14 protein-coding genes are annotated in these 21,586 nt (G+C 64.6%); 7 read left to right on the forward strand and 7 right to left on the reverse strand.

The features are described from left to right. Window positions 1–4: 4 nt before the first annotated feature. Window positions 5–1,531, reverse strand: coding sequence for an MFS transporter (locus LGQ10_RS04200; protein WP_226524804.1), 1,527 nt, complete (start codon window positions 1,529–1,531; stop codon window positions 5–7). An 87-nt stretch (window positions 1,532–1,618) separates the two neighbouring features. Between LGQ10_RS04200 and LGQ10_RS04205 the strand changes: the two genes are divergently transcribed. Then, entirely contained in the window at window positions 1,619–2,533 is a 915-nt protein-coding gene (locus LGQ10_RS04205) for a LysR family transcriptional regulator (protein WP_226524805.1), read from the forward strand. 138 nt (window positions 2,534–2,671) lie between these two features. On the opposite strand, the gene LGQ10_RS04210 is transcribed toward LGQ10_RS04205, so the two are convergent. Further along, on the reverse strand, window positions 2,672–2,887 hold the full coding sequence (locus LGQ10_RS04210; protein WP_058436001.1) for a TOBE domain-containing protein: 216 nt from the start codon (window positions 2,885–2,887) through the stop codon (window positions 2,672–2,674). A 230-nt stretch (window positions 2,888–3,117) separates the two neighbouring features. Between LGQ10_RS04210 and LGQ10_RS04215 the strand changes: the two genes are divergently transcribed. The 5 genes from LGQ10_RS04215 (at window position 3,118) to LGQ10_RS04235 (ending at window position 11,514) form a co-directional block, all read left to right on the forward strand. After that, a complete protein-coding gene (locus tag LGQ10_RS04215; protein WP_226524806.1) occupies window positions 3,118–3,939 on the forward strand; it encodes an aldo/keto reductase in 822 nt (273 codons plus the stop codon). 155 nt (window positions 3,940–4,094) lie between these two features. Beyond that, complete coding sequence (locus tag LGQ10_RS04220) at window positions 4,095–6,989, forward strand: ATP-binding protein (RefSeq protein ID WP_226524807.1); 2,895 nt, start codon at window positions 4,095–4,097, stop codon at window positions 6,987–6,989. Window positions 6,990–7,145: 156 nt separating this feature from the next. Next, window positions 7,146–10,349, forward strand: a complete 3,204-nt coding sequence (locus LGQ10_RS04225) for a hybrid sensor histidine kinase/response regulator (RefSeq protein ID WP_226524808.1) — start codon at window positions 7,146–7,148, stop codon at window positions 10,347–10,349. Window positions 10,350–10,426: 77 nt separating this feature from the next. Beyond that, window positions 10,427–11,074 carry a response regulator gene (locus tag LGQ10_RS04230; RefSeq protein ID WP_226524809.1) on the forward strand — a complete coding sequence of 216 codons (648 nt, stop codon included), beginning with the start codon at window positions 10,427–10,429 and terminating at the stop codon, window positions 11,072–11,074. Between the two features lie 29 nt (window positions 11,075–11,103). Further along, window positions 11,104–11,514, forward strand: a complete 411-nt coding sequence (locus LGQ10_RS04235; RefSeq protein WP_226524810.1) for a TIGR03067 domain-containing protein — start codon at window positions 11,104–11,106, stop codon at window positions 11,512–11,514. Window positions 11,515–11,563: 49 nt separating this feature from the next. Here the strand turns inward: LGQ10_RS04235 and LGQ10_RS04240 are convergent, their stop codons facing one another. Then, window positions 11,564–13,849: an ATP-dependent DNA helicase gene (locus LGQ10_RS04240; RefSeq protein ID WP_226524811.1), complete on the reverse strand. Its 2,286-nt coding sequence runs from the start codon at window positions 13,847–13,849 to the stop codon at window positions 11,564–11,566. Continuing rightward, on the reverse strand, window positions 13,846–15,498 hold the full coding sequence (locus LGQ10_RS04245; RefSeq protein ID WP_226524812.1) for a VRR-NUC domain-containing protein: 1,653 nt from the start codon (window positions 15,496–15,498) through the stop codon (window positions 13,846–13,848). The genes LGQ10_RS04240 and LGQ10_RS04245 overlap by 4 nt, the downstream gene beginning before the upstream one ends. 203 nt (window positions 15,499–15,701) lie before the next feature. On the opposite strand from LGQ10_RS04245, the gene LGQ10_RS04250 reads away from it, so the two are divergent. Then, entirely contained in the window at window positions 15,702–15,926 is a 225-nt protein-coding gene (locus tag LGQ10_RS04250; RefSeq protein ID WP_058434406.1) for a YgdI/YgdR family lipoprotein, read from the forward strand. A gap of 10 nt (window positions 15,927–15,936) precedes the next feature. Here LGQ10_RS04250 and LGQ10_RS04255 read toward each other — a convergent pair whose 3' ends face one another. From LGQ10_RS04255 to LGQ10_RS04265, 3 genes are all read right to left on the reverse strand, one after another. Then, complete coding sequence (locus LGQ10_RS04255) at window positions 15,937–16,317, reverse strand: hypothetical protein (RefSeq protein ID WP_226524813.1); 381 nt, start codon at window positions 16,315–16,317, stop codon at window positions 15,937–15,939. A 170-nt stretch (window positions 16,318–16,487) separates the two neighbouring features. Then, a complete protein-coding gene (locus tag LGQ10_RS04260; protein WP_058434408.1) occupies window positions 16,488–18,341 on the reverse strand; it encodes a polyurethanase in 1,854 nt (617 codons plus the stop codon). A gap of 108 nt (window positions 18,342–18,449) precedes the next feature. Next, the gene (locus tag LGQ10_RS04265; RefSeq protein WP_226526086.1) at window positions 18,450–21,449 is read right to left on the reverse strand and encodes an autotransporter domain-containing protein; all 3,000 of its coding nucleotides are present in this window, start codon (window positions 21,447–21,449) and stop codon (window positions 18,450–18,452) included. Between the last annotated feature and the right edge of the window lie 137 nt (window positions 21,450–21,586).

Raw genomic sequence — 21,586 nt, forward strand, 5'->3', positions numbered from 1 at the left:
GGCGTCAGTGGCTGGCCGGGCAAGCCGCCTGCCGTGGCGCACGCAACGCCAGGACGCAACAACACGCCGCCAGCAGGGTAATACCGGCCAGTGTCTGCAGCAGGTGGGCGAAACCCTGGCTATAGAGCTGCTCCAGCGCCATGGGCGACAAGCGGCCGGCCAACCCCTGGAGCGCCGACGCATCTCCCATGGCCAGGGCATTGGCCAGGCCGGCCAGCGAACCATCGACCCCTTGTGCCAGGCCGACCGCCAGTTCGTTGGCGAGCAAGGCCTTGAGCAGGGCCAGGCCGGCCGCCACGCAGATGGCTTCACCGCAGGCGCGCAGGGTGGTGAAGATGCCCGTGGCCATGCCAGCCCGCTCCACGGGCACCACGCTGATCGACAGATCGTCCATCAAGCCCCAGGGCAAGCCTGTGCCGATGCCGATCACCAGCAACGGCCAGAGCATCGCCACGGCGGGCTGCCCTACCGGCACCAGGCTCAACCAGAGCAGGCCGCCCGCGGCGATCACCAGCCCCAGACAGGCCAGGCTGGCGGCACTGCACCAGCGTGTCAGCAGCCCCGCGGTGAACGGTACGACAGCCATGGGCGCCGACAAGGCAATCATCATCGCCCCGGCGCGCCATGGCCCCAGCCCTTCGACCCCGATCAGGCGCAGGGGCAAGAGAATCAGCAGGACGATGAAGCAGACAGCCGTCGCCACAGGCAGCAACTGGATCCCGACGAACCGCCGATCACCAAACAGACTCAGGTCCAGCATCGGCCGTCGCTGCCGTTGCTCCGCACGGATGAACGCCACCAGGCACAGCGCCGCGCCACCCAGCAGGCTCAGCACGCGCAAGCTGACCAGGCCGTCCTCGGGGATCTGCATGATGGCGAAGGTCAGCAGCACCAGGAACGCGCTGAAGGTGAAAATTCCCGGTTTGTCCAGGGACTGGGCCTCGGGGTCGCGACTCTCCTGCATGCGTGGCACCCCCAGGAGCAGTACCGCGCCGCCAATCACCGCACCGAGCAGGAAGATCGCCTGCCACCCCGCCCATTGCACCAGCGCCCCGGCGATCACCGGACCGCAGGCCAGGCCCAGGCCAAAGGCGCTGCCCAGCAGGCTGAAGGCGCGGGTCCGGGCCCGGCCCTCGAATGCCTGGGCCAGAGCGGCGGCGCCAGCGGCCATGGCCAGCGCCGCGGCGATTCCCTGCAAGCCACGCAACAGGTCCAGCATCCAGACATCCCGGGAGAAACCGATCAATAGCGACAGCCCGGTGAAACCGGCCATGCCCAGGCTGAAGATGCGTTTGCGCCCATAGCGATCGGCCAGAGTTCCGGCCAGCATCACCGAGCTGCCAAAGCTCAGGGCAAAGGCGTTGATCACCCAGGCCAGGGCTATTGGGCCGCCGCCCAGGGCCTGCTCGATGGCCGGCAAGGCCATGGCCGGGCCGGTATATTCCAGGGGCAGGATCAGGCCGGCCGCACAAACGGCGAACAGCATCCAGTAACGGTCGGCAGCAGGAGCGATGGGCGTACTTGAAGACATGGGGCAGGCTCGTGATTCAGGAAGCCTGGATACTATTGCTGCACTTTTTGCATTGACATGCTCCCACTATCAAAATCAAATTGCGTAATGCGCAAGAATTCAGATAACACCCCATGGCGGGTTTTTTTCCGGGTGGTGGAACGTGGCAGCCTGACCTTGGCCGCCGAGGACCTGAGCCTGGAGCCTTCCTCTGTCAGCCGCCAGCTCACCGCCCTGGAGCGCCGGCTCAATACCCAGTTGCTCAATCGCAGTACTCGCAAGGTCAGCCTGACCCCAGCCGGCACCCGGGCTTATGAGCAGATGCGCCCGCTACTGGAGGAGATGGACGCCCTGCTGGCCAGCCTCGACCAGGGCACACCCGAGCTCTGCGGGCGATTGCGGGTCAGTGCTCCGGTCGCCCTGGGCGAGCGCCATGTCAGTGCCTGGCTCGCCGGTTTCCAGCGTCAGCATCCAGCCCTGGTAATGGACCTGGTGCTGTCCGACCGGGCCCTGGACCTGATGGCCGAAGGCATCGATGTGGCGCTGCGGGTGGGCCACCTGCGGGCCTCGTCTCTGGTGGCCCGGCCCCTGGGGCAGTTGTCCCATGGACTGTACGCCAGCCCCGACTACCTGCGAGCCCATGGCACCCCACGCCAGCCTGCGGAACTGGCCGAGCATCGGGCTCTGGTCTATTCCTGGATGACCGAGCAGAGCCCGACCCAGCTGCTGCTCAGTCGCGAGGGCGAGGTGGTGAAGGTTGAACTCAATGCCAGCTTCCATCTCAACAGCCTGGGCGCCATCCACAGCGCGCTGCTGGCCGGCGCCGGGCTGCACGCCGGGCCGGACTGGCTGCTGGCGCCGTCGGTGCGTCGTGGAGAGCTGGTGAAACTCCTGCCTCAGTGGCAGTTGCCCACCCTGCCGGTGCACTTGGTGCGTTTGCACAGTCGCTTCGTTCCACAGCGCGTCACTGCCCTGTGCGACTGGCTGGAGCAATGCTGGCAGCAACTGCCGGATGCCTGCTGAATGCCTGCAGGGCCCCTGCTTGAGGTTTCAACGCCGATGGGCCAGCTGGACCAGGCCCAGGACAGGCGATGTCGTGATGCCCAGCGGATCCGGCAGGTTTCACTCCCCTGTGAATGACGACGCCCGAAGGCCGGTGCCTCAGAGCTTGGCGATGGATACTTCGGTGGACTTGACGAAGGCAATCACTTCGCTGCCGACCTTGAGTTCAAGGTCGCGTACCGAGCGTGTGGTGATCACCGAGGTGACGATACCCGAGGCCGTCTGCACGTCGATTTCCGAAACCACCTGGCCCTGGTGGATCTCCTTGATCACACCCTTGAACTGATTGCGCACGTTGATCGCTTGAATGGTCATGCGGGAACATCCTCTGTTGGCACCGGACTCAGGAGTTGAGGGGCTGGTGATCAACATGCGCTTTCGGCAAAACCATTAAAAGGAATAAATAATTAGATATTTATTCTTTTAAGAAATAACCAAGCCCAGGGCATTCTCCCCCAGCCGCCCCCAACGGTCCTTGACCCCTGCCGGCGGCTTTGTTTCCCTGGCTCTTTCCCTCGACGTTCCGTGGATCCCAGGAGGTTCTCATGCGCAAGTTGCAACTCGCAGGTACCCAAGTGCCCGTCATTGGCCAAGGCACGTGGCGCATGGGCGAGGACCCGCGGCAGCGGGAGCGGGAGGTCACTGCATTGCGCAGCGGTATCGACCTGGGCTTGAGCCTGATCGACACCGCCGAAATGTATGGCGAGGGTGGCGCCGAGGAAGTGGTCGGCCAGGCCATCGCCGGGCGGCGCGACGAAGTCTTCCTGGTGAGCAAGGTCTACCCACACAATGCCAGCCGCCAGGGGCTGCCACTGGCCTGCGAACGCAGCCTGAAACGCTTGGGCACCGAGGTCATCGACCTGTACCTGCTGCACTGGCGCGGCCAGTATCCGCTGGAAGAGACGCTCGAGGCCTTCGAGCGCTTGCGCCAGGACGGCAAGATTCGCCACTGGGGTGTTTCCAATTTCGATGTGGCGGACCTGGACGAGCTCCAGGCACCGGCCTGCGCCACCAACCAGGTGCTGTACAACCTGGAATCCCGGGGCATCGAGTTCGACCTGTTGCCGGCCTGCCAGCGTCGAGGCATGCCACTGATGGCCTACTGCCCTATCGGCCAGGGTGGCGCGTTACTCGCCGAGCCGGTGTTGCAGCGGGTCGCGCAGCGTCACGACGCCACGCCGGCCCAGGTGGCGCTGGCCTGGCTGCTGCGCCAGGACGGGGTGCTGGCCATTCCCAAGGCCGTGCATCCGGAGCATGTACGGCTCAACGCCCGGGCCGGCGAGTTGCAGCTGGGTCCCGAGGACCTGCTGGAGCTGGACCAGGTCTTTGCGGCGCCACGGCACAAGCAGCGACTGAGCATGGTCTGAACCACCTGCACCGCCGAAACGGCCCAGGCGAGCAACCGTTGTACCGGCGCAGAGCCAGGCAGGCCGTGGCTTTCGGTCGGACAATTCTACGTTGCCGCTGACCATTTAAGAATTGTCTGATCCCTGCCCTTCATGCCCGCAATTACAGTTGGCGCATGAGATTAAAAAGCTATCTACCCCAGATCAATCCGGTCTTTTCCTCCCCCGAAGCAGCCCGCCGGCTGCTTCGGGTCGTTGCACTGATCCTCCTGATCGGCCTGCTCGGCACTGTCTACAACTTCCTGCGCTCGACCCTCAACAACGAACTGTCACAACGACGCAGCTACATGAGCAGTGCCATCGCCGAAGCACAGGCCTTCTTCACCACTCGCGAAGCACTGCTGGCCAGCCTCAGCCTTTCCGCCGTGCACAAGCCCGTGGCAGCCGCCGGCAACGCACTGCCAGGCAGCGACTCCACCGAGGAAATCCATCTGCGGCTCGGCCCGCCGGGTGAACACCAGTGGAGCGTCTGGCTCACCCAGCGCATGCGCGGCTACCTCGGGCACAAGCAACTGACCCTCCTGTATGTCCACGCGGGCCCCCAACCCCAGGTACAGCAGCTCTTCAGCTCCCGGCCAGCAACCTCCCACCTGCCCCAGGCTCTGCTGGCCAGGCTAGCCGTCCTGACGCCCGATGAGGTACCCATGGGCGAGGAGCTATGGCTGATGGACCACTCCTCCGGCGCCGCCCGGCTGTACATCTTCACTCGCCTCGACGAACGCTTCGCCGACTCCGGCTGGCTGGCACTGGAGATGGATGGCAGCAGTGTCTCCGAGGCGCTGCAGAACCAGAACGCCGGCGAATTCATGATGTTCAACTCCCTGGGCGGCGTGCTCCTGAGCAGCACCCCCAACCTCCAGCTGGCCGAAGCCGTGCAGCGGGTCAAGGGCGAGAGCTTCTTCGGTTTTCTCGGTGGCCGCTGGTGGCCCGATCACGTGGTGATCCGCAAGCAGCTCAGCAGCTCGGACTGGCAACTGGTGTACTCCTTCGACTTGTACGTCCTGCTCAGGACCCTGCTCCCGCAATTGCTCGCGGCGTTGCTGGTCAGCCTGTTCGGCGTGGCCCTGATCGGTTGGCTGACCCACTGGATCGAAGTCCGCCTGATCGCACCGGCCATCCATCGGATCCAGGCCATGATCGAAAGCGAGGCGTTCAGCCGTGACGTGATCCAGATCGCCCCTGTGGCCCTGTGCGTGCTGCGCCGCAGCGACGGCCGGGTGGTACTGGAAAATGCCTTGTCCCAGCAATGGCTGGGCAACAGCAGCGAACGCGAGCAACTGTGTGCCGGCTGGATCGCCCGGGCATTCGACACCAGCCGCCCCGACAGCTGCGACTACTTTGAAACCGCCGATGGCCGTCACCTCTACCTCAGTTCGGCACCGACCCGCTACAAGGGCGAGGACGTGCTGTTCTGCGCCTTCAGCGACATCAGCGCTCGCAAGCAGATCGAGGCCACCCTCGAGGAAGCGCGGCGCCTGGCCGACACCGCCAATGAAGCCAAGACCCTGTTCCTGGCCACCATGAGCCACGAGATCCGTACACCGCTGTATGGGGTACTAGGCACCCTGGAGCTGCTCGCACGTACCCGGCTGGACGACCAGCAGCGCGACTACCTGCGGGCCATCGAGGGCTCCTCCGGCACCCTGCTGCAACTGATCTGCGACGTGCTCGACGTCTCCAAGATCGAGGCCGGGCAACTGGCCCTGGAACTCAGCGAGTTCAGCGCCCTGGACCTGGTACACGAGCTTATCCAGAGCTATGCCGCTGCCGCCCGGGCCAAGGGGCTGCAGTTCTATGCCTGCGTGGACCCGCAACTGCCAGAGGCCCTGCTTGGCGATGTCACGCGGATCCGTCAGATCCTCAGCAACCTGCTGAACAATGCGGTCAAGTTCACCGATTCGGGACGCATCGTCCTGCGAGTCAGGGTCGACCATCACGATGGTCAGGACGGCCACATCAGTTGGCAGGTATCCGACACCGGTCGGGGCATCGCCCGGGTCAACCAGGCCCTGATCTTCGAGCCGTTCTACCAGACTGAAGGCAACACCAATGTCATCGCCGGCACTGGCCTTGGCCTGCCGATCTGCCAACGCTTGACCCTGCTGATGAACGGCAGCATCCGCATGGTCAGCGAGCTGGGCCTGGGCAGCAGCTTCACCCTGACCCTGCCCCTGAAGACGGGCACTACCCCACCCCGCGCCATGCCCACCGGCACGCAGCCTGCGCAGATGATCTACGTGGTATCGCCAGTACGCGAGCTGGCCGAATCGGTCACCGGCTGGTTGCGTCGTTGGGGCATGCGGGCACAGGCCTGCCTGCCGAGCCAGGGTGGCCGAGAATCCGGCAATGTACTGATCGAGCTGCACCCGGGCGTAATGGAGCAACGCCTGGAGCCCGGCTGGAAGGGCCCCCTGGTGCTGGCCAGTGGCGAGGGCCACCACGACTCCCGGCCCCATGACGGCATCTGGCAAGTCAACAGCAACAATCTGCGGGCGATTCACCAGGCCGTGAACCAGGCACGCGGCGTCTGGGTGAACCACCACCAGGAACACCCCGACAGCCGCGAACTGAAAAAGCTCAGCCTGCATGTGCTGGTCGTCGAAGACAACCTGATCAACCAGCTGATCCTCAAGGACCAGCTGGAGGAACTGGGCTGCAGCGTCGAACTGGCCTCCAACGGCGAGGAAGCGCTCGGCACCTGGAGGAACGGTGGCTTCGACCTGGTGCTGACCGATGTGAACATGCCCAGGCTCAACGGTTATGAATTGGCCAGGGAACTGCGCCGCCGAGGCTGCTCGACCCCCATCATCGGCGCCACGGCCAACGCCATGCGCGGAGAGGAGCAACTGTGCTTCGACGCCGGAATGAATCACTGCCTGGTCAAGCCCTTCGCATTGAGGGCGCTGTTCAACTATCTGATGCTTTATGAAAGAGCCCCCCATGAACCGCCACAGCATTTCGATTGCCGCAAACCCGCAGCACCCGCCGCCATGCGACCAGGTGCCGGTTAACCGGCGGGATGCTGTCAACCGCCCTCCCGAACCGCTGCCGGGCACCAGCCTGCACTGAGTTCCGGCTCGCCCGCATCACTACCCCGCGACACTGACGTCCCGGTTTCAAGCAGCAGCCCCTCGTCGGGCCTTACCCATGTGTCTGGTAGATCAGTGATGAAGTACAGCAACCCCTTCCCGGCCCGTCTGCTTCGCTACCAGGCACGGCTGAGCCTGGGCCTGTTGATCCTGCTGGGCCTGGGCCTCCTCTGCACCACCTTGTACTGGGCGGCGATACGACTGGTCGAACAGCAATCAGTCACCCTGAAGGCGCATTTCAGCCAGTTGATGGACAGTGTCCAGGAGCAGGAGCTGTTCCTCGGGCGCGTGACAGCCATCGCCCCGGTCAGTTCGTACCCGAGCAGCATTCACCTGCCATTGCGCCAGCGCACTGTCCCGCCCTTCCTGGCCCAGGGAAACTGCGATGATCGGAACCTGCCACACACCCTGGCCCAGGCCCTGAACCGCCACCTGTCCAGCCGGGAATTTTCACGGTTGCTTGTCGCAGGCATGCAGTTGTTGACGCTCTACCGGGCGTTATGGCCCGACTCGCACCTGCAGGCACCCAGGGTGCTGGTGCTCAATGCCTGCGATGGCCTCGACCTGGACACACTGGGCGCGCGTACCGGGTACGACGATCGCACGCGACGCGACAACAGCCTGTCCGTTCAGGAACTACGCCAGGTTCTGCAAAAGCACTGGCGATTCGCCGTCGACCAGGTCCACTGGCAGCAGTATCCACGACCCCACCCGGTAGATAGCGGCCGTCGGCTCCTGGCCCATATCTCCTTGTACCTGGCTCCAGCACAATTGCAGGTGGCCAGGGACGGCGGCTGGATGAGCATCGGCTCGTTGCTGGAACTGGACGACACCGGCAAGCTCGATCGCCCTCTGCCCACGCCCCTCTATAACGACTTCACCCTGATCGACCCCACAGGCTTGGTGCTGGCAGGTCCCAGAAGCTCTGCCAGGGCCCTGCAGGAAGGTCTGAACTTTGGTTGGCAAGGGGTGATACTCAAACTCACCAGCCAGGCTCCTGCCCTGTGGACCGGGCTCTACGGCATCAGTTACCGCAGCCTCTACGGCCAGGCACTGTGGACCGTGGCCGGACTGCTGGGCCTGATCCTGGGCGCGGCCGCCTGGGGCTGGAGCGCCAGCCGCTGGCAGCGCCAGCGGGCACCGGCCCCGGGGCACCCAACCCACCGAGACGCGAACGAGAGCGAGACCTTTGGCCGTACCGTCATCGAGACGGCCCCCACTGGGCTGTGCGTGGTACGTCGCGAGGATTTCACGGTCCTGCTGGAAAACCCCCAGGCCCGGCAGGGCGCCGGTACCAAAGGGCTATTGTCACTGCTGGAACAGGATCCGCGGCATTTCGACAGTGGCGAGACCTGCCTGGTCGTCGCCGGGTGCCACCTGCAGGTGAAGTTCGCCGCCACCCGTTATCAGGGCCAGGACGCGGTGCTCTGCGCCTTCAATGACATCACCCGGCAGGTGGAGAGTAGTCGGGCGTTGAAGCAGGCCAGACATTCAGCGCAACGGGCGGGAGAAAGCCAGGCCCGACTCCTGGCCACCATGAGCCACAAGATCCGCACTCCGTTGTACGGCGTACTCGGCACCCTGGAGCTGCTCGGGCTGACGCCGCTGGCGTCACGTCAGGCCGGCCATCTGCTAACTCTGCAGCGCTGCTCCACTGCCCTGCTCCAGTTGACCAGCGACATCCTCGATGTCTCCAGGATCGAGTCCGGAAAGCTGGCCATCACCTCGGTAGAATTCTCTGTGCTGGACATGGCCGAAGCTGCCCTGAAGGACTGTGCGGCCATTGCCGAGCAGCGCGGCTTGCTGCTCTACGCCTGCATCGATCCGCATCTGCCAGACCTGGTATCGGGAGATGCCGGGCGGATTCGGCAGATCCTCGACAACCTGCTGGGCAATGCCATCAAGTTCACCGACAGTGGCCAGGTCGTGTTGCGGGTCCGGCTGCTGGGCTATGCAGGACAACGGGCCAGCATCGAATGGCAGGTCACCGATACCGGCACCGGCATCCCTGCCTCGCAACAGGAGTGGTTGTTCGATCCCGACCGGTCATTGCCCGACACCACCTCCCGGTTCGGGGCCGGGTTGGGCCTGCCACTCTGTCAGCGACTGTGCACACTGATGGAGGGACAACTGCTGGTCACCAGCGAGCCGGGGCTGGGCAGCAGTTTTTCCCTGCGCCTGGAGCTATCGCGTCTGCCGGGGTTACTGCCTGGCCTGCAACCCTTGGTCGATGGGCCGCCCGTGCATGTCCGGGGGCCCGTTCCGGAGCTGGTGAAAAACACCTGTGACTGGCTCAACCGCCTGGGTATCCAGGCCCTGCCGGCCATTACCACCTGGGACCCGCAAGCCCAGGATCAGGTCCTGGTCGACCTGCTGCCCCGGGACACCTTGCGCCCCTGGCCGGGGCCGCGCGTCAGCGCACTGCCCAACCCGCCTCGCAGGCAACAGCACCAGGATCGCCAGTGGATAGTCGATGTGCACGACATCCGCGCTATTGCCCAGGCGGTTGCCCAGGCTCGCCAGGGACAGTCGTCCCCCCTGCAGCAGCCGGTGGACACTCGCCTGTACCCACTGCACCTGCATGTCCTGGTGGCCGAGGACAATCCCATCAACCAGGCGCTCATCCAGGAGCAACTGCACGCCCTGGGCTGCCGGGCGACCCTGGCGACCAACGGCGAACAAGCCCTGCAACACTGGCAACCCCAGCTGTTCGACCTGGTGCTGGCAGACCTGAACATGCCGGTCATGAATGGCTACGAACTGGCCCGTCAGTTGCGCCAGCGCGATCCCCAGCTACCAATCATCGGCATCACGGCCAATGCCCTGGACGAGGAGCGCAACCGCTGCCTGGCCGCAGGGATGAGTGCCTGGATCGTCAAGCCGATGAACCTGCAGCACTTATGGCAACAGTTGACGCAGCTCTGCCAGGTGCCTGCCGTCCCCCGTTCGCTCGCGCCACCGGTGACTCGCGAGCGCGAGCGCCAATGGCAGCCGGGCGAACGCCTCCAGCTATCGCCGAGGATGCGACCGCTGTTCCTCGAGACCATGAAGCAAGACCTCCTGCGCCTCGACCAGGCCCTCGAGCGCGTCGATCCCCAGGGCGCGGCGGAGCGCCTGCACAGCATCGCCGGCGCCCTGGGGGCGGTACAGGCCAGCACCCTGGCCAGGTCCTGCGCCGAGATGGAATACCGACTGCAGGAAGCACCATCGAGCACTTCGCTGGAGCAGGAAGTCAGGCAACTGATGCAGCAGTTGTCCGAACTGCTGCTGTTCATTGAATAACCGCCGGCAGTGACTGCATGTACCGCCTGCACCAAGCCCACTGCGCTGATTGGCGTATTACACGGATTGTCTCTCTCATGGAAAAACTCAAAGTAATCATCGCCGACGATCACCCTATCGTGTTGCTCGGCATCCGCGAGCTGATGGAGCGCAACGAGCGCTTCGAGATCATCGGCGAGGCAGTGTGCTCAAGGGAGCTGGTCCAGTTACTCGAGTGCCGGCCCGTGGATGTGGTCATCACCGACTACAACATGCCCGGCGACTCGCCCTACGGTGATGGCTTGAAACTGATGGAATACCTCACCCGCAACTTTGCCCACTTGCAGATCCTGGTCCTGACCATGATCTCCAACCCGCTGATCCTCGGTCGGCTGCATGAGCTGGGAGTCATGGGGGTCATCCAGAAGAACCAGTTGCACGAAGAAATCCAGCTGGCGCTCAAGGCCATTGCCCAGAAGAGTGTCTATCGCAGCCGCAGTCCCTCTACCCACTCGGTAGTGGAGTCGAACGTGGCACTCAACGAAAGGATTTCCACCCTGTCCCCCAAGGAGTACGAGATACTGCGCCTGTTCGTGTCCGGCAAGAGCGTCAGCGATATCGCCCGCAGCCAGAACCGCAGTTCCAAGACCATCAGCGCACAGAAGATTTCCGCCATGCGCAAGCTGGAAGTACAGAGCGACCTGGACCTCCTGACCTATTGCATTGGTCGCAATCTCTTCAACTGAAACCCGCCTGAAAAAGGAATCGACCCAGCATGAACCTCTCAATGGACAAGGCCACCGACCTGCAGGACCTGGAGCGCCTGCAAGGTGCCTGGGAGCAGACCGAAATGGAAGACAGCGGCATCGTCAATCCGCCTGATGAGCACAGTGCCCCCGGCGCCCTGACCCTGATCGAGGGGGAGCGCTTTCGCGTGGTGACCATGGAGGGGCAAGTGCTGCTCGCAGGAAGCTTCACCCTCGACAGCACCACCACTCCCAAATCCATTACCTGGATCGACTCGATCGGCGCCGATGCCGGCCAACCGCTGCCGGCCAGCTATCAACTGACAGAAGAAGAGTTCGTGTTCATCGCCGCCGATAGCGGCCAGCCACGACCCACGCAGTTCCGCACCGGCCCGGGCCAGACCCTGCGCCGCTTCGTTCGCGCCCGCCAGGGCCACTGAGGAACGCCGCCAGCAGCGGCCTCCACACTCATTGACGGCGCAGCGACTGTTACCGACAGTCCTGCGCCGTTTCACCGGAGCCAATCGCCCACCAGCGCGGCAACAGCTGGCGCACCCGGGGCTCGGCGAAACGATCGTCGATCAACACCAGCACACCACGATCGGCCTGGCTACGAATGACCCGGCCAGCTGCCTGTACCACCTTCTGCAATCCGGGGTACAGGTAGGTGTAGTCATAACCTGCACCGAACAGCCCGGCCATGCGCTGCTTCATCTGCTCGTTCACCGCATTGAGCTGGGGCAGGCCCAGGGTGGCGACAAACGCCCCGATCAAGCGCGAGCCCGGCAGGTCGATTCCCTCGCCGAACGCGCCACCCAGCACGGCGAAACCTATCCCTTGCCCCTCAGCCTGAAATCGCTGCAGAAAATCCCCTCGCGAAGCTTCGTCCATGCCCCGGGACTGCAACCAGATGGGGATTGCCGGATGCTCCAGGGCCAGTCGTTCGGCCACCTGCTGCAAATAGTCGAAGCTGCTGAAAAACGCCAGGTAGTTCCCGGGGCGCGCCGCGAACTGGTCAGCCATCAGCTCGACGATAGGCGTCAGCGACGCCTGGCGATGGGCATAGCGGGTGGAAATCCGGTTGACGATCTGCACGTCCAGTTGCGTGGCCGCGAACGGCGACTCGACATCCAGCCACACGGTGCTTTCGGGCAAACCCAACAAGTCACGGTAGTAATGCTGGGGATTGAGCGTCGCGGAAAACAGCACCACGCTGTGGGCCGCCTCCAGCCGCGGACGCAGCAGCGCCGCCGGCACCACGTTGCGCAGGCCCAGGCGCGACAGGCTGCGCCTGGCACTCAAGGTGCGCTTGCTGACATCGAAGAGGAACGGATGCTCCTCGAACAGCGCTGCCACCCGGGCGAACTGCAGCAGCTCGAAATACAACCCCTGCAAGCCAGCATCCAGGCCCTGGGGGTGCTCGTTGAAGTAGTCGCCAATGGCGGCGACGCACAGGTCCAGGGCCTTGAGCAACGCCTGGGGCAGGCATTCGTGGGCCTGGTACGGCGTGATCTGATCCTTGTGCAGGGCATTCCATTCACGGTTCAAGCGCTGCAGCGAACGCTTCAGGGCCTGCGGTGCACTCTTGCGCGCCAAGGCCAGTTGCTGCTGGTCAAGGCTGGCGCTGAACATGCCGCGTCCGCGCTCCACCAGGTTGTGGGCCTCGTCCACCAGCACCGCCAGCCGCCATTGATCAGCCTGGGCCAGGCTGAACAGCAGGGCCGTGAAATCGAAGTAATAGTTGTAGTCGGCCACGACCAGATCGCTCCAGCGGGCCATCTCCTGGCTCAGGTAATAAGGACAGACCTGATGCTCAAGAGCCACCTGGCGCAACGCCTGGCGATCCAGCAAAGCCACCTGGCTGGCGGCCTGGCGCGCCGCCGGCAAACGCTGGTAGAACCCCTTGGCCAGCGGGCAGGACTCGCCGTGACAGGCCTTGTCGGGATGCTCGCAGGCCTTGTCCCGGGCCACCAATTCCAGGACCCGCAGCGGCAACCGGGGGCTCTGGGCGAACAGGACACCGGCAGCGTCCAGTGCCAGTTGCCGGCCCGGAGTCTTGGCGGTGAGGAACAGCACCTTGTCCAACTGCTGCGGGGCCATGGCCTTGAGCATGGGAAACAGCGTGCCCAGGGTCTTGCCAATCCCGGTGGGGGCCTGGGCCAGCAGGCAGCGCCCGGTGCTGGCCGCCTTGTACACCGACTCGGCCAGGTGTCGCTGGCCGGGGCGAAACTGACCATGGGGGAACGCCAGTTCGCGGCAAGCCCGGTCCCGGGCCTCCCGGTGCTGCAGTTGCTGTTGCGCCCACTCAAGGAAGATCGTGCATTGCTGCTCGAAGAACGCCTGCAACTGTTCGGCACTGTGCTCCTGCACCAGGGCGGTTTCCTCGGCGCTCTGGATATCGAAATACACCAGCGACACCCGGATGGCAGGCAATTGCAGGCTCTGGCACAGCAACCAGCCATAGATCCTGGCCTGGGCCCAGTGCAGCTGCCGATGGTTGTCGGGCATGCGTGACAGGTCGCCGCGGTAGGTCTTGATTTCCTCCAGCAGGTTCTGTTGCGGGTCATAGCCGTCCGCCCGGCCCTTGACCAGCAACGGGCCATGACGCCCCTCCAGCGATACTTCGCTCTGGTAACCGGGATTGCGCCGGGCCGCCACGGTGCGGTGCCCCTGCATGCCCTCCTCGGCGGTGGGCGACGGGGTGAACCGCAAGTCCAGGTCACCACTTCTGGCAGTGAACTCGCACAAGGCGCGCACCGCGATGCGATAACTCACGCCGGGGTTTCCTGCCATTGCACGTAGCACACCGCCACCGGCATGCCGTGCTCCTCGCAGAAGTCCAGCCAGCGCAACTGGTTGTCCTGCAGCCGATCTCCCGGGCCCTTGACCTCGATCATGCGGTAGGTGTTCTGCTCGGGCCAGAACTGGATCAGGTCCGGCATGCCGGCCCGGTTGGCCTTGATGTCCAGCAGCAGGCGCTGGAACCAGTGCTTCAAATGCGCGGCCGGCAGGCAGGCCAGCGCCTGCTCCAGCAGTTCCTCGGTCAGGGCGCCCCAGAACACGAACGGTGATTGCAGCCCCCACTTGGCCGCGAAGCGCTGGCGGATGCTGTCGCGATATCGGCCGTCGTCCAGCTCGGCCAGGCAGGCCTGGAACAGTTCGCTGCGCCGCTCGTGGAAGTCCGCGCTGAGCAAGTCCACCGGCCCGAGCTGGAACGGGTGGAAGAAGGCGCCCGGCAACGGCGCGAAGATCGCCGGCCAGCACAGCAACCCGAACAGTGAGTTGACCAGGCTGTTCTCCACGTAGTGCACCGGCGCCAGCGGCTGGTGCAAATGGGCCTGGACCACCTGCTCCACCGCCAGGCCATCGATATCGCGCGGCAGGCATAGGTCCAGGCGGGCCACTTCACGACTCGCTCCCCGGGCTACCGCGGGCCCACCCAGCTTGCGTCGCAACCGCGGCAGCATGCGCAGCAACTGCTGGGCCTCGGCAGCGCTTTGCGGTGCGGCGGCGGCCTGCTCGGCCAACGCCAGGGCGGCCGGGTACTCGGCGTTGCGTTCCAGAACCCGGATCAACCGCAGGCGTGCCCCGGGATACTGGCTGAGCAGGTAGATCTGCCTGGCCTGCTGCCAGTCGGCCAGGCGCTCGCAATGCTGGCCCAGCAGGAACAGCAGCTTGTCGCGACGCTTGTGCAGCCAGGGGTTGGTACTGTCGAAGGCGGTGATGCGAGACAGCACCCCTGGCAGTGCCTCGCCACTCTCGAACGCCTCCTGGCACTGGTGCAGGTAGATGAAGCCGTCGACGTCGGCGCGGCTGCGCAGGCCACGGGCATCGGCGCTGATCTCCACGGTCTCGTAGCTGTAGACCCCGAGGTCCGCGAGGACGAACTCCGACCAGTCCTGGTAGAGGTTGCCAAAGAACATCAACCGCAGGCGATCGCACAGGTCCATGACCGTCAGGCTCAGAAGCCGGTCGTCCAGCTCCGGGCACCATTGGCCGAATGCCCGGGGCTGCAGGTCCAACGCCTGCAGCGCCTGCAGCCACTGCTCCTTCCTGGCCTTGGCCGACAGGCCCGCGGCCCTGAAGCTCTGCTGGAGCTCGGGCTTGGGCAACAGGCCGAACAGCTCCTCCAGGGTCAGCGGCGCCTGTTCGTCGACCCAGCCCAGCGCCAGCAGCGGAGCCAGCGCCTCGGCACTGTCGCCGATCTCCGGGTAGTTCAACCTGGACAGGCGAAAATGTCGCCCCTTGCGCATCACCATGCGCACCAGCAGGGCCTGCGCCGGTTGCTCGAGCGAAGCGAAGTCAGCGATGAAACGCTGCTCCTCGGGACTCAGCACATCGGCATAGCGCTGCTCCAGCCAGCACAGCACCTGCTGGAAATTGTGCAGGTAGTAAAGGGGGTTCTCGAGGGGGTTGGAAGTCACGGAAAGAAGGCGCCACGGCTAGATCGATACTGGTTATGCGTACAGATAACAGCCGCTGCCCTCGCCTGGCAAACATTATTGGATAAATGGTGGAGAGAAGTTTTTTTCCGTGGACCAGCGAACTTTCGTCGTCTTCACTACACCAAGGCCAGGACTTATAGTGCCCGCGCAGTGCGTATACCCCTATTGATACCGAGGTCTGTATGAACGTGAAGAACCTGGGCCTGCCCCTGGCCATCATCGCCACCCTGGCCCTGGCTGGCTGTTCCACGCCCACCGTGGTGACGCTGCAGAACGGTACCCAGTACCTGACTCGCGACCAGCCCAAGACCAAGACCGTCGACGGCTACTATGAATTCCAGGACATTTCCGGCAAGACCATCCGGGTCAAGGCCGACGATGTCGCCACCGTCCGCCAGGAAAAATGACCCGCCCGGCTCAGGGCGACCAGGGCAAGCCCCCCTGCCCCGGTTCACAGAACACCCCCGCGGCCTTGCCACGCCTGACCAGTTCATCGCGCACCTGCCGGCAGCGCTGACGCTCCTGGGCATTGGCATTGTCGATGCTGATGTTGCCGGTGCTGTCCGGTGCCTTGCCGTCACCCAGACGCAACTGCACAGAGGGCAGATCGGGGTCCAGGCGAAAACGGCTGGTAGTGGTCAATGGCTCGGTGGCCGGTAGCGGTTGGCCAGCCGGCAACTGGTCCGGGCTGACCCCATAGCGTTTCAGGATCGAGCTCGGAGGCAGGTCCTCGGCCGATGCCACCACGGCCCACAGGGCCAGCACCAGAACGCTCGCATGCCTCTTGCTGTTACTCACTGTCAAAACTCTCCAATACCTTGAATCGATTGCACTGCTTTTCGTGTGCCTGTAATAACGCATCCGCGCCCCGGCACTTTAAGGTCATTGGAGTCACTGGTTGACCTATTGGTCACTTTCTTGCCAAAAAAACAGCGCGAACTCCTTGCCGAAGCCGCGCTGCTCGCCTGTCAGGCGATGGTGATGCCGGAGCCGTTGAGCTGCGCCAGGCTGACCCCTACCAGGGTCACCGAATCCTGGCCGAAGGTCAGCACCGTATCGTTGCCGCTGCTGCTGGCATGGGCCCGGTAGTCCTGGTCAGGCAGCACGCCGCTCACCCCCATGAACACCAGTTTGTCGCCGCCCTGGTACCCCACGACGCGATCCTGGCCGAAGTGCCCGGTGAACAGGAAGGTATCGTTGCCGCCTCCCGACTCCATCAGGTCGTTGCCGGCCCCGCCGACGAACACATCGTTGCCCAGGCCCCCGATCAGATGATCGTTGCCCTCCAGGCCGAACAGCCAGTCGCCGCCGGCATGGGCCTTGAGCACATTGTCGCCGCCATCGCCGCGCACGGACGACGCGTAGCGGGTCAGGTCATCGCCAGCCTTCAGGCCCTGATCGGTGACCTGATGCACCACATCGTCCTTGAACAGCCCCCAGAGGAACCCCGGCTCCTTGCTCTGGATCGCACCGATGTCACGGGTGATGCTGATCCCGCCATTGGCATCACGCACATACAGGGTCCCGGCGCCGTCGCTGGCGAAGCTGTAGTGGCTCACCGACGTTTGCAGGTCCAGGACATTGCTGCCCTTGCCGCCCAGGATGAGGTTGTAGCCACCCGCATCGCGGAAAGTGTCGTTGCCATCGCGGCCTTCCAGGTAGTCGTTGCCGCTGCCACCCTGGATCAGGTCGTTGCCGTCGGTACCGATGATGAAGGTGCTGCCTTTGTGGGTCTCGGCGTTGCGGTTCAGGTCCTGGACCCAGGTGGTGGCCCGGGCCGGGTCCGACAGGTTGGCCACCACGATGGTGGAGTCCTTGCTGGTGTACTCGTAGAACTTGGAGTCCAGGACTCGGGTCAACCCATCGCCATAACCGGTGGGCAAGTGGGAGATCCAGGTCGGGATATTGAGGATCGAGAATGGCAGTACATTCCACAGCGTCGAGGCGTAATGGTCGTTGAAGTTGACGATGTTGTTGGTGGCCGACGCCTGCTGGGTATCGTGGATATACAGCGAATTCAGGTTGAAGCTCGAGCCGTCCAGGGCGCGGAACACCGGGTCGTTTTCGTAGCCGATGTTGAGCACTTTGTCGCTGGCACTCTGGGTCGGCGAGGCATAGGCGATGTAGTTGGCGTCCTTGAAAAAGCCCGACCAACGCCCGCCGCTCAGGTCTGCCAGGCTGTTGACCGCCAGCCCGCCCAGGCTGTGGCCGCTGACCAGGATGTCCTTGCCGGACAGGCCGTTGGCCTGGGCAAAGCTTGCGACATCACCCAGCAACTTGCCGAAGGCTTCGCCGGCGTAGTTCTTGGCGTAGTCCTTGGGCCCCAGGGCCGCCAGCAAGTCGCTGATCAGGTCGCCGATGGTGTCGCCGATCAGCGATTCACGCGGTCCGCTGGTGCCCCGGAAGGCGATGCCCAGGGAGCTCAGGTGGCCCTGGGCATCGTACTTGCCGAGGATCTCCACCTGGGCCGTCTCATAGCCGTTTTTTTCCCCGAAGAAGGTGCCGCGGCCATCCACCTTGCCGGTGTAGCCCAGTTGCTGGGCACTGATGGTGGACCAGCCGGCCGTGTTCAGCGCCTCCTTGGCGGCCTTCTCCGAATCCGGGTTCCAGGGGATGCCGGGAATCACCCCCTGGGAATCACTGCTGCCGATCAGCGCGGTAACCAGGGTCGCCGGCAGGCCGAGGCCGAAACCGTTGTGCTGGTAGCCCACGGCAAAGCCGTTGTCGAGGTTGTGGTAGGAATACAGCGTGATGGCCATGGCATCGGAAAATAGCGCCTTGGATTCAGCCGTACTGAGGTTTTTGTAGTCGTAGACACCCATGGTATTGCCTCTCTTTTGTTGGATTTGTCAGAGAAAGCTCGTGCCCCGCGAACCCGTTGCCAGGTTCGCGGGGCTGGTACAACACCTTGCATATCCGTTGCCGGGGCCTCAGAACGCCCAATCCAGGGTCAGGCCGACCCCATGGCTCTTGTCGCGGCTGCCCAGCAGTGCGTTGTAGTCCAGATTGACCCGGGCCTGGCGCCCCAGGGCGATCCCGGCCCGCGCCCCGACCACGGCGGCATCACGGTCCAGGGACAGGGCCTGGACCTTGTAGCTGTCGCCCTGGCCGGCGAAGGCCAAGTGCTGGTCGGAACCGGTGGAACTCAGGTTGTGCTGCCAGCCCAGGGTAGCGGACAACTCCAGCGCCTGGCCGCTGGACAGTTGCAATTGCTTGCCGGCCCGCATGCCCAGGGTCGAGAGCCAGGCATCGCGATTGTCCTGCCCGCCCTTGAGCGCGGCAGCGCCGCCATGTTCCTTGAAGCTGTCGCTGTCCACATGCACATAGGCCAGGCTGGCGAAAGGCTCCAGCGCCATGCTCGGCAGCGCGATCTTCCAGGCTGCCTCACCGAACACCTGGGTGCTCTGGGCGTCGCGCTTGCTCTTCTGGCGATCGCTGACCTCGTTGTACTGCAGCTCGCGCTTGGTCTCGATCCGATGCCAGCTGTGGCTACCGCCGAGGCTCAAGCGCATCTGCTCCAACTCCTTGCCGGCGTAGGCGCCCAGGTGGTAGCTGTCGACCGAGGCCGAAGAATGACGGCCATCGCCCATGCTCAACGAGCTGTCGCTGTAGCCCGTGAACACGCCGACACGAGTGTCTTCGCTCATCTGCCCGTCGACACCCAGCAGCATGCCGCCGATGGAGCTGGTGTAGCGCGCCCGACCGGAATCACCATCAGCCTTGCCCCATGCCCCCAGGGCCTTGATCCACAGGCCGGTATCGGCGCCCTCCTCGGTCGGTGCCACGGCCACGCCTTGCTGGCGGGTCCGCTCGCCCACCGCGTCACGCAGTTGGCGATTGTCGTTGAGCAACAGGTTGCCTACCGCCGGGTGGATCTCCCCGGACAGTTGGTCGAAGGCCTGCTGGGCGCTGCCGGCGTCGCCAGACAGCAGCAGGCTCTCGTACACCGGGTTGCCTGCACCCAACCGATCAGCCGCTGCCGCCACCGAACGCTGGTTGGCGGTCAAGCCGACACTGGCGAAGGAGGTGGCGTTGCGCTGTACCGCCAGTTGCACCCCGGTGCCGGTATAGGCCAGGCCCCCGCCGAGAAACAGCGAGTTGGACTGCACATTGGCGAAGCTGCCCTGTACGCCGCCCGCTGCGTCCAGGATGTCGAACTGGCGCCCGACCAGGCTCGTGGCTTGGTGGGACTGCAACGAAACCCCGGGGTTCTGCAGATCCAGGGCCAGGTTCGCACCGCCCAGCGACGCCTTGCCATCACTGACCAGGCGATCGCTGCCGGCGCTAGCCACCTCAACGGCATAGGTCGAGCCCGGCAGGAAGCTCACGTCGGAACTCACGTGCAAGGTGCCGATGGAGTTGCCCGGGGCCACCACGCCACCGGCATTGGCCACCAGCGCGCCGATACGGCCAGTGCCGCCCAGCACGCCGCCGGCATTGACCGTCACCGCCGATTGCAGCGAGCCATTGACCGCCAGCCGTCCCTGATTGACCAGGGTCGGCCCCGAGTAGCTGTTGTTGCCGGAGAGCACCAGGGTGCCGATGCCCTGCTTGGTCAGGCCGCCGTGGCCGGAGATATCGTTGCTCCACAGGTCCAGCACGCAGCTCAGGTCGTTGCAGCGGCGCTGGGTCGGCTTGCCGACATCCACCAGGGCGCCGATGCCCGGCAGGTCCGCCACGAACTGCGTCGGGCCGTAGCCGCCGGCGATGCGAAACTCCTCGGGAATGTCCTGTTCGGTGACCAGCATGCCCGGGCCTCGAATGCCCTTGTCCAGGTTGATCATGCCCCAGCCGTACAGGGCATCGATGCCCGGTGCCCCCATGTCGGTAGCCGTGGTGCGCAGCACGCTGGCGATCTGCGCACCGCTCATGTAGGGGAAGCGCTCCATCAGCACCGCCGCCGCACCGGCGGCATGGGGCGCGGCCATGGACGTGCCGTTCTTGTTGGCGTACCCCAGGGTCAGGTCCTCCAGGTTGGTGCCGCCGATCACTGCGCTGTAGATCCGGGTGCCGGGCGCCGACACACAGAAGCTTGCGGTGTAGCCGCAGCGCGAAGAAAAGGTACTGATCAGGTACGGGTTGGCGCTGCTGGTGTCGGAGTTCTGCTGCAATGCCGCCACGGTCAGCCAGTTGGGCGCGATCTCCGGGACGAAGTAGCCCAGCCCGGCGATGGCGTCGGGGTTGTTCAGGTTGTAGTCGTTGCCGGCGGCGAAGATGGTCAGGACCCCGCTGCGGGCTGCGGCGATGGCACCGTCATAGGCCCCCCCGGGCAAGGTACCCAGCAGCGGCTGGATCTGGGCGAACTGCGCCCGGGCATCGTCCAGGGTGAAATGCGGGAACGCCGGATCGCGTCCGCCCTTGGCGAAGCGATCGGTGATGCCGATGCCCCAGCTGTTGTTGATGATCCGCGCACCACTGGCCACCAGGCTGTCCCAGCCGGCCTTGTACACCGCGCCGTCGTTGCCCAGGACGATGCCGTCCTCGGGACCTGGGTCGCCGTTGTCGGCGCTGATGATCTGGGCACCGAAGGCCACGCCGTGCATCGAGACACCGTCGCGGTTGCCGGCGGCGATCCCGCCGACATGGGTGCCATGGGAGCCGAGCTTGCCGTCCGAGCCCACCGACGGGCTGCCGTCATAACGAAAGGCATCGCCAGCTTTCACCGGGATGTAGGGGTCGGTGTACTGGCGGATGCCGCTGGTGACCAGGGTCACGATCTTGTCCTGCCCGGCGAACTCAGGGTGCTTGGCATACACCGGCTGGTCGAAGATCCCCAGCTTGACGTCCTTGCCGCTGTAGCCGGCGGCATAGGCGCTGTCGGCATGGATCGCCCCCAGCCCCCAGTCGGCATTGAACTCGGCGCTGCGCCAACTGCCAGCATCGCCCAGCCGACCACTCTCCACATAGGGTGCGGCCTGGGCCGTGCCCATCAGCGCCGCACAGCCCACCAGTGCCCGCCCCAGTGGGGCCAGGGACCAGCCCTGCCCGAGCGCGCTGTCATCCTTTCTGACTTGCTTCACTACGACCTTCCTTAGCTGCATTGATAAAAGTTGCGTTGGTCAAACTC

The sequence above is a fragment of the Pseudomonas sp. L5B5 genome (assembly GCF_020520285.1).
Classification (GTDB): domain Bacteria; phylum Pseudomonadota; class Gammaproteobacteria; order Pseudomonadales; family Pseudomonadaceae; genus Aquipseudomonas.

Coding starts and splice junctions, on each gene's coding strand:
- LGQ10_RS04210 (WP_058436001.1), bottom strand. CDS start 2,887: ATGACCATTCAAGCGATCAACGTGCGCAATCAGTTCAAGGGTGTGATC.
- LGQ10_RS04235 (WP_226524810.1), top strand. CDS start 11,104: ATGAACCTCTCAATGGACAAGGCCACCGACCTGCAGGACCTGGAGCGC.
- LGQ10_RS04225 (WP_226524808.1), top strand. CDS start 7,146: ATGAAGTACAGCAACCCCTTCCCGGCCCGTCTGCTTCGCTACCAGGCA.
- LGQ10_RS04220 (WP_226524807.1), top strand. CDS start 4,095: ATGAGATTAAAAAGCTATCTACCCCAGATCAATCCGGTCTTTTCCTCC.
- LGQ10_RS04215 (WP_226524806.1), top strand. CDS start 3,118: ATGCGCAAGTTGCAACTCGCAGGTACCCAAGTGCCCGTCATTGGCCAA.
- LGQ10_RS04250 (WP_058434406.1), top strand. CDS start 15,702: ATGAACGTGAAGAACCTGGGCCTGCCCCTGGCCATCATCGCCACCCTG.
- LGQ10_RS04260 (WP_058434408.1), bottom strand. CDS start 18,341: ATGGGTGTCTACGACTACAAAAACCTCAGTACGGCTGAATCCAAGGCG.
- LGQ10_RS04200 (WP_226524804.1), bottom strand. CDS start 1,531: ATGTCTTCAAGTACGCCCATCGCTCCTGCTGCCGACCGTTACTGGATG.
- LGQ10_RS04265 (WP_226526086.1), bottom strand. CDS start 21,449: ATGGGCACGGCCCAGGCCGCACCCTATGTGGAGAGTGGTCGGCTGGGC.
- LGQ10_RS04205 (WP_226524805.1), top strand. CDS start 1,619: ATGCGCAAGAATTCAGATAACACCCCATGGCGGGTTTTTTTCCGGGTG.
- LGQ10_RS04230 (WP_226524809.1), top strand. CDS start 10,427: ATGGAAAAACTCAAAGTAATCATCGCCGACGATCACCCTATCGTGTTG.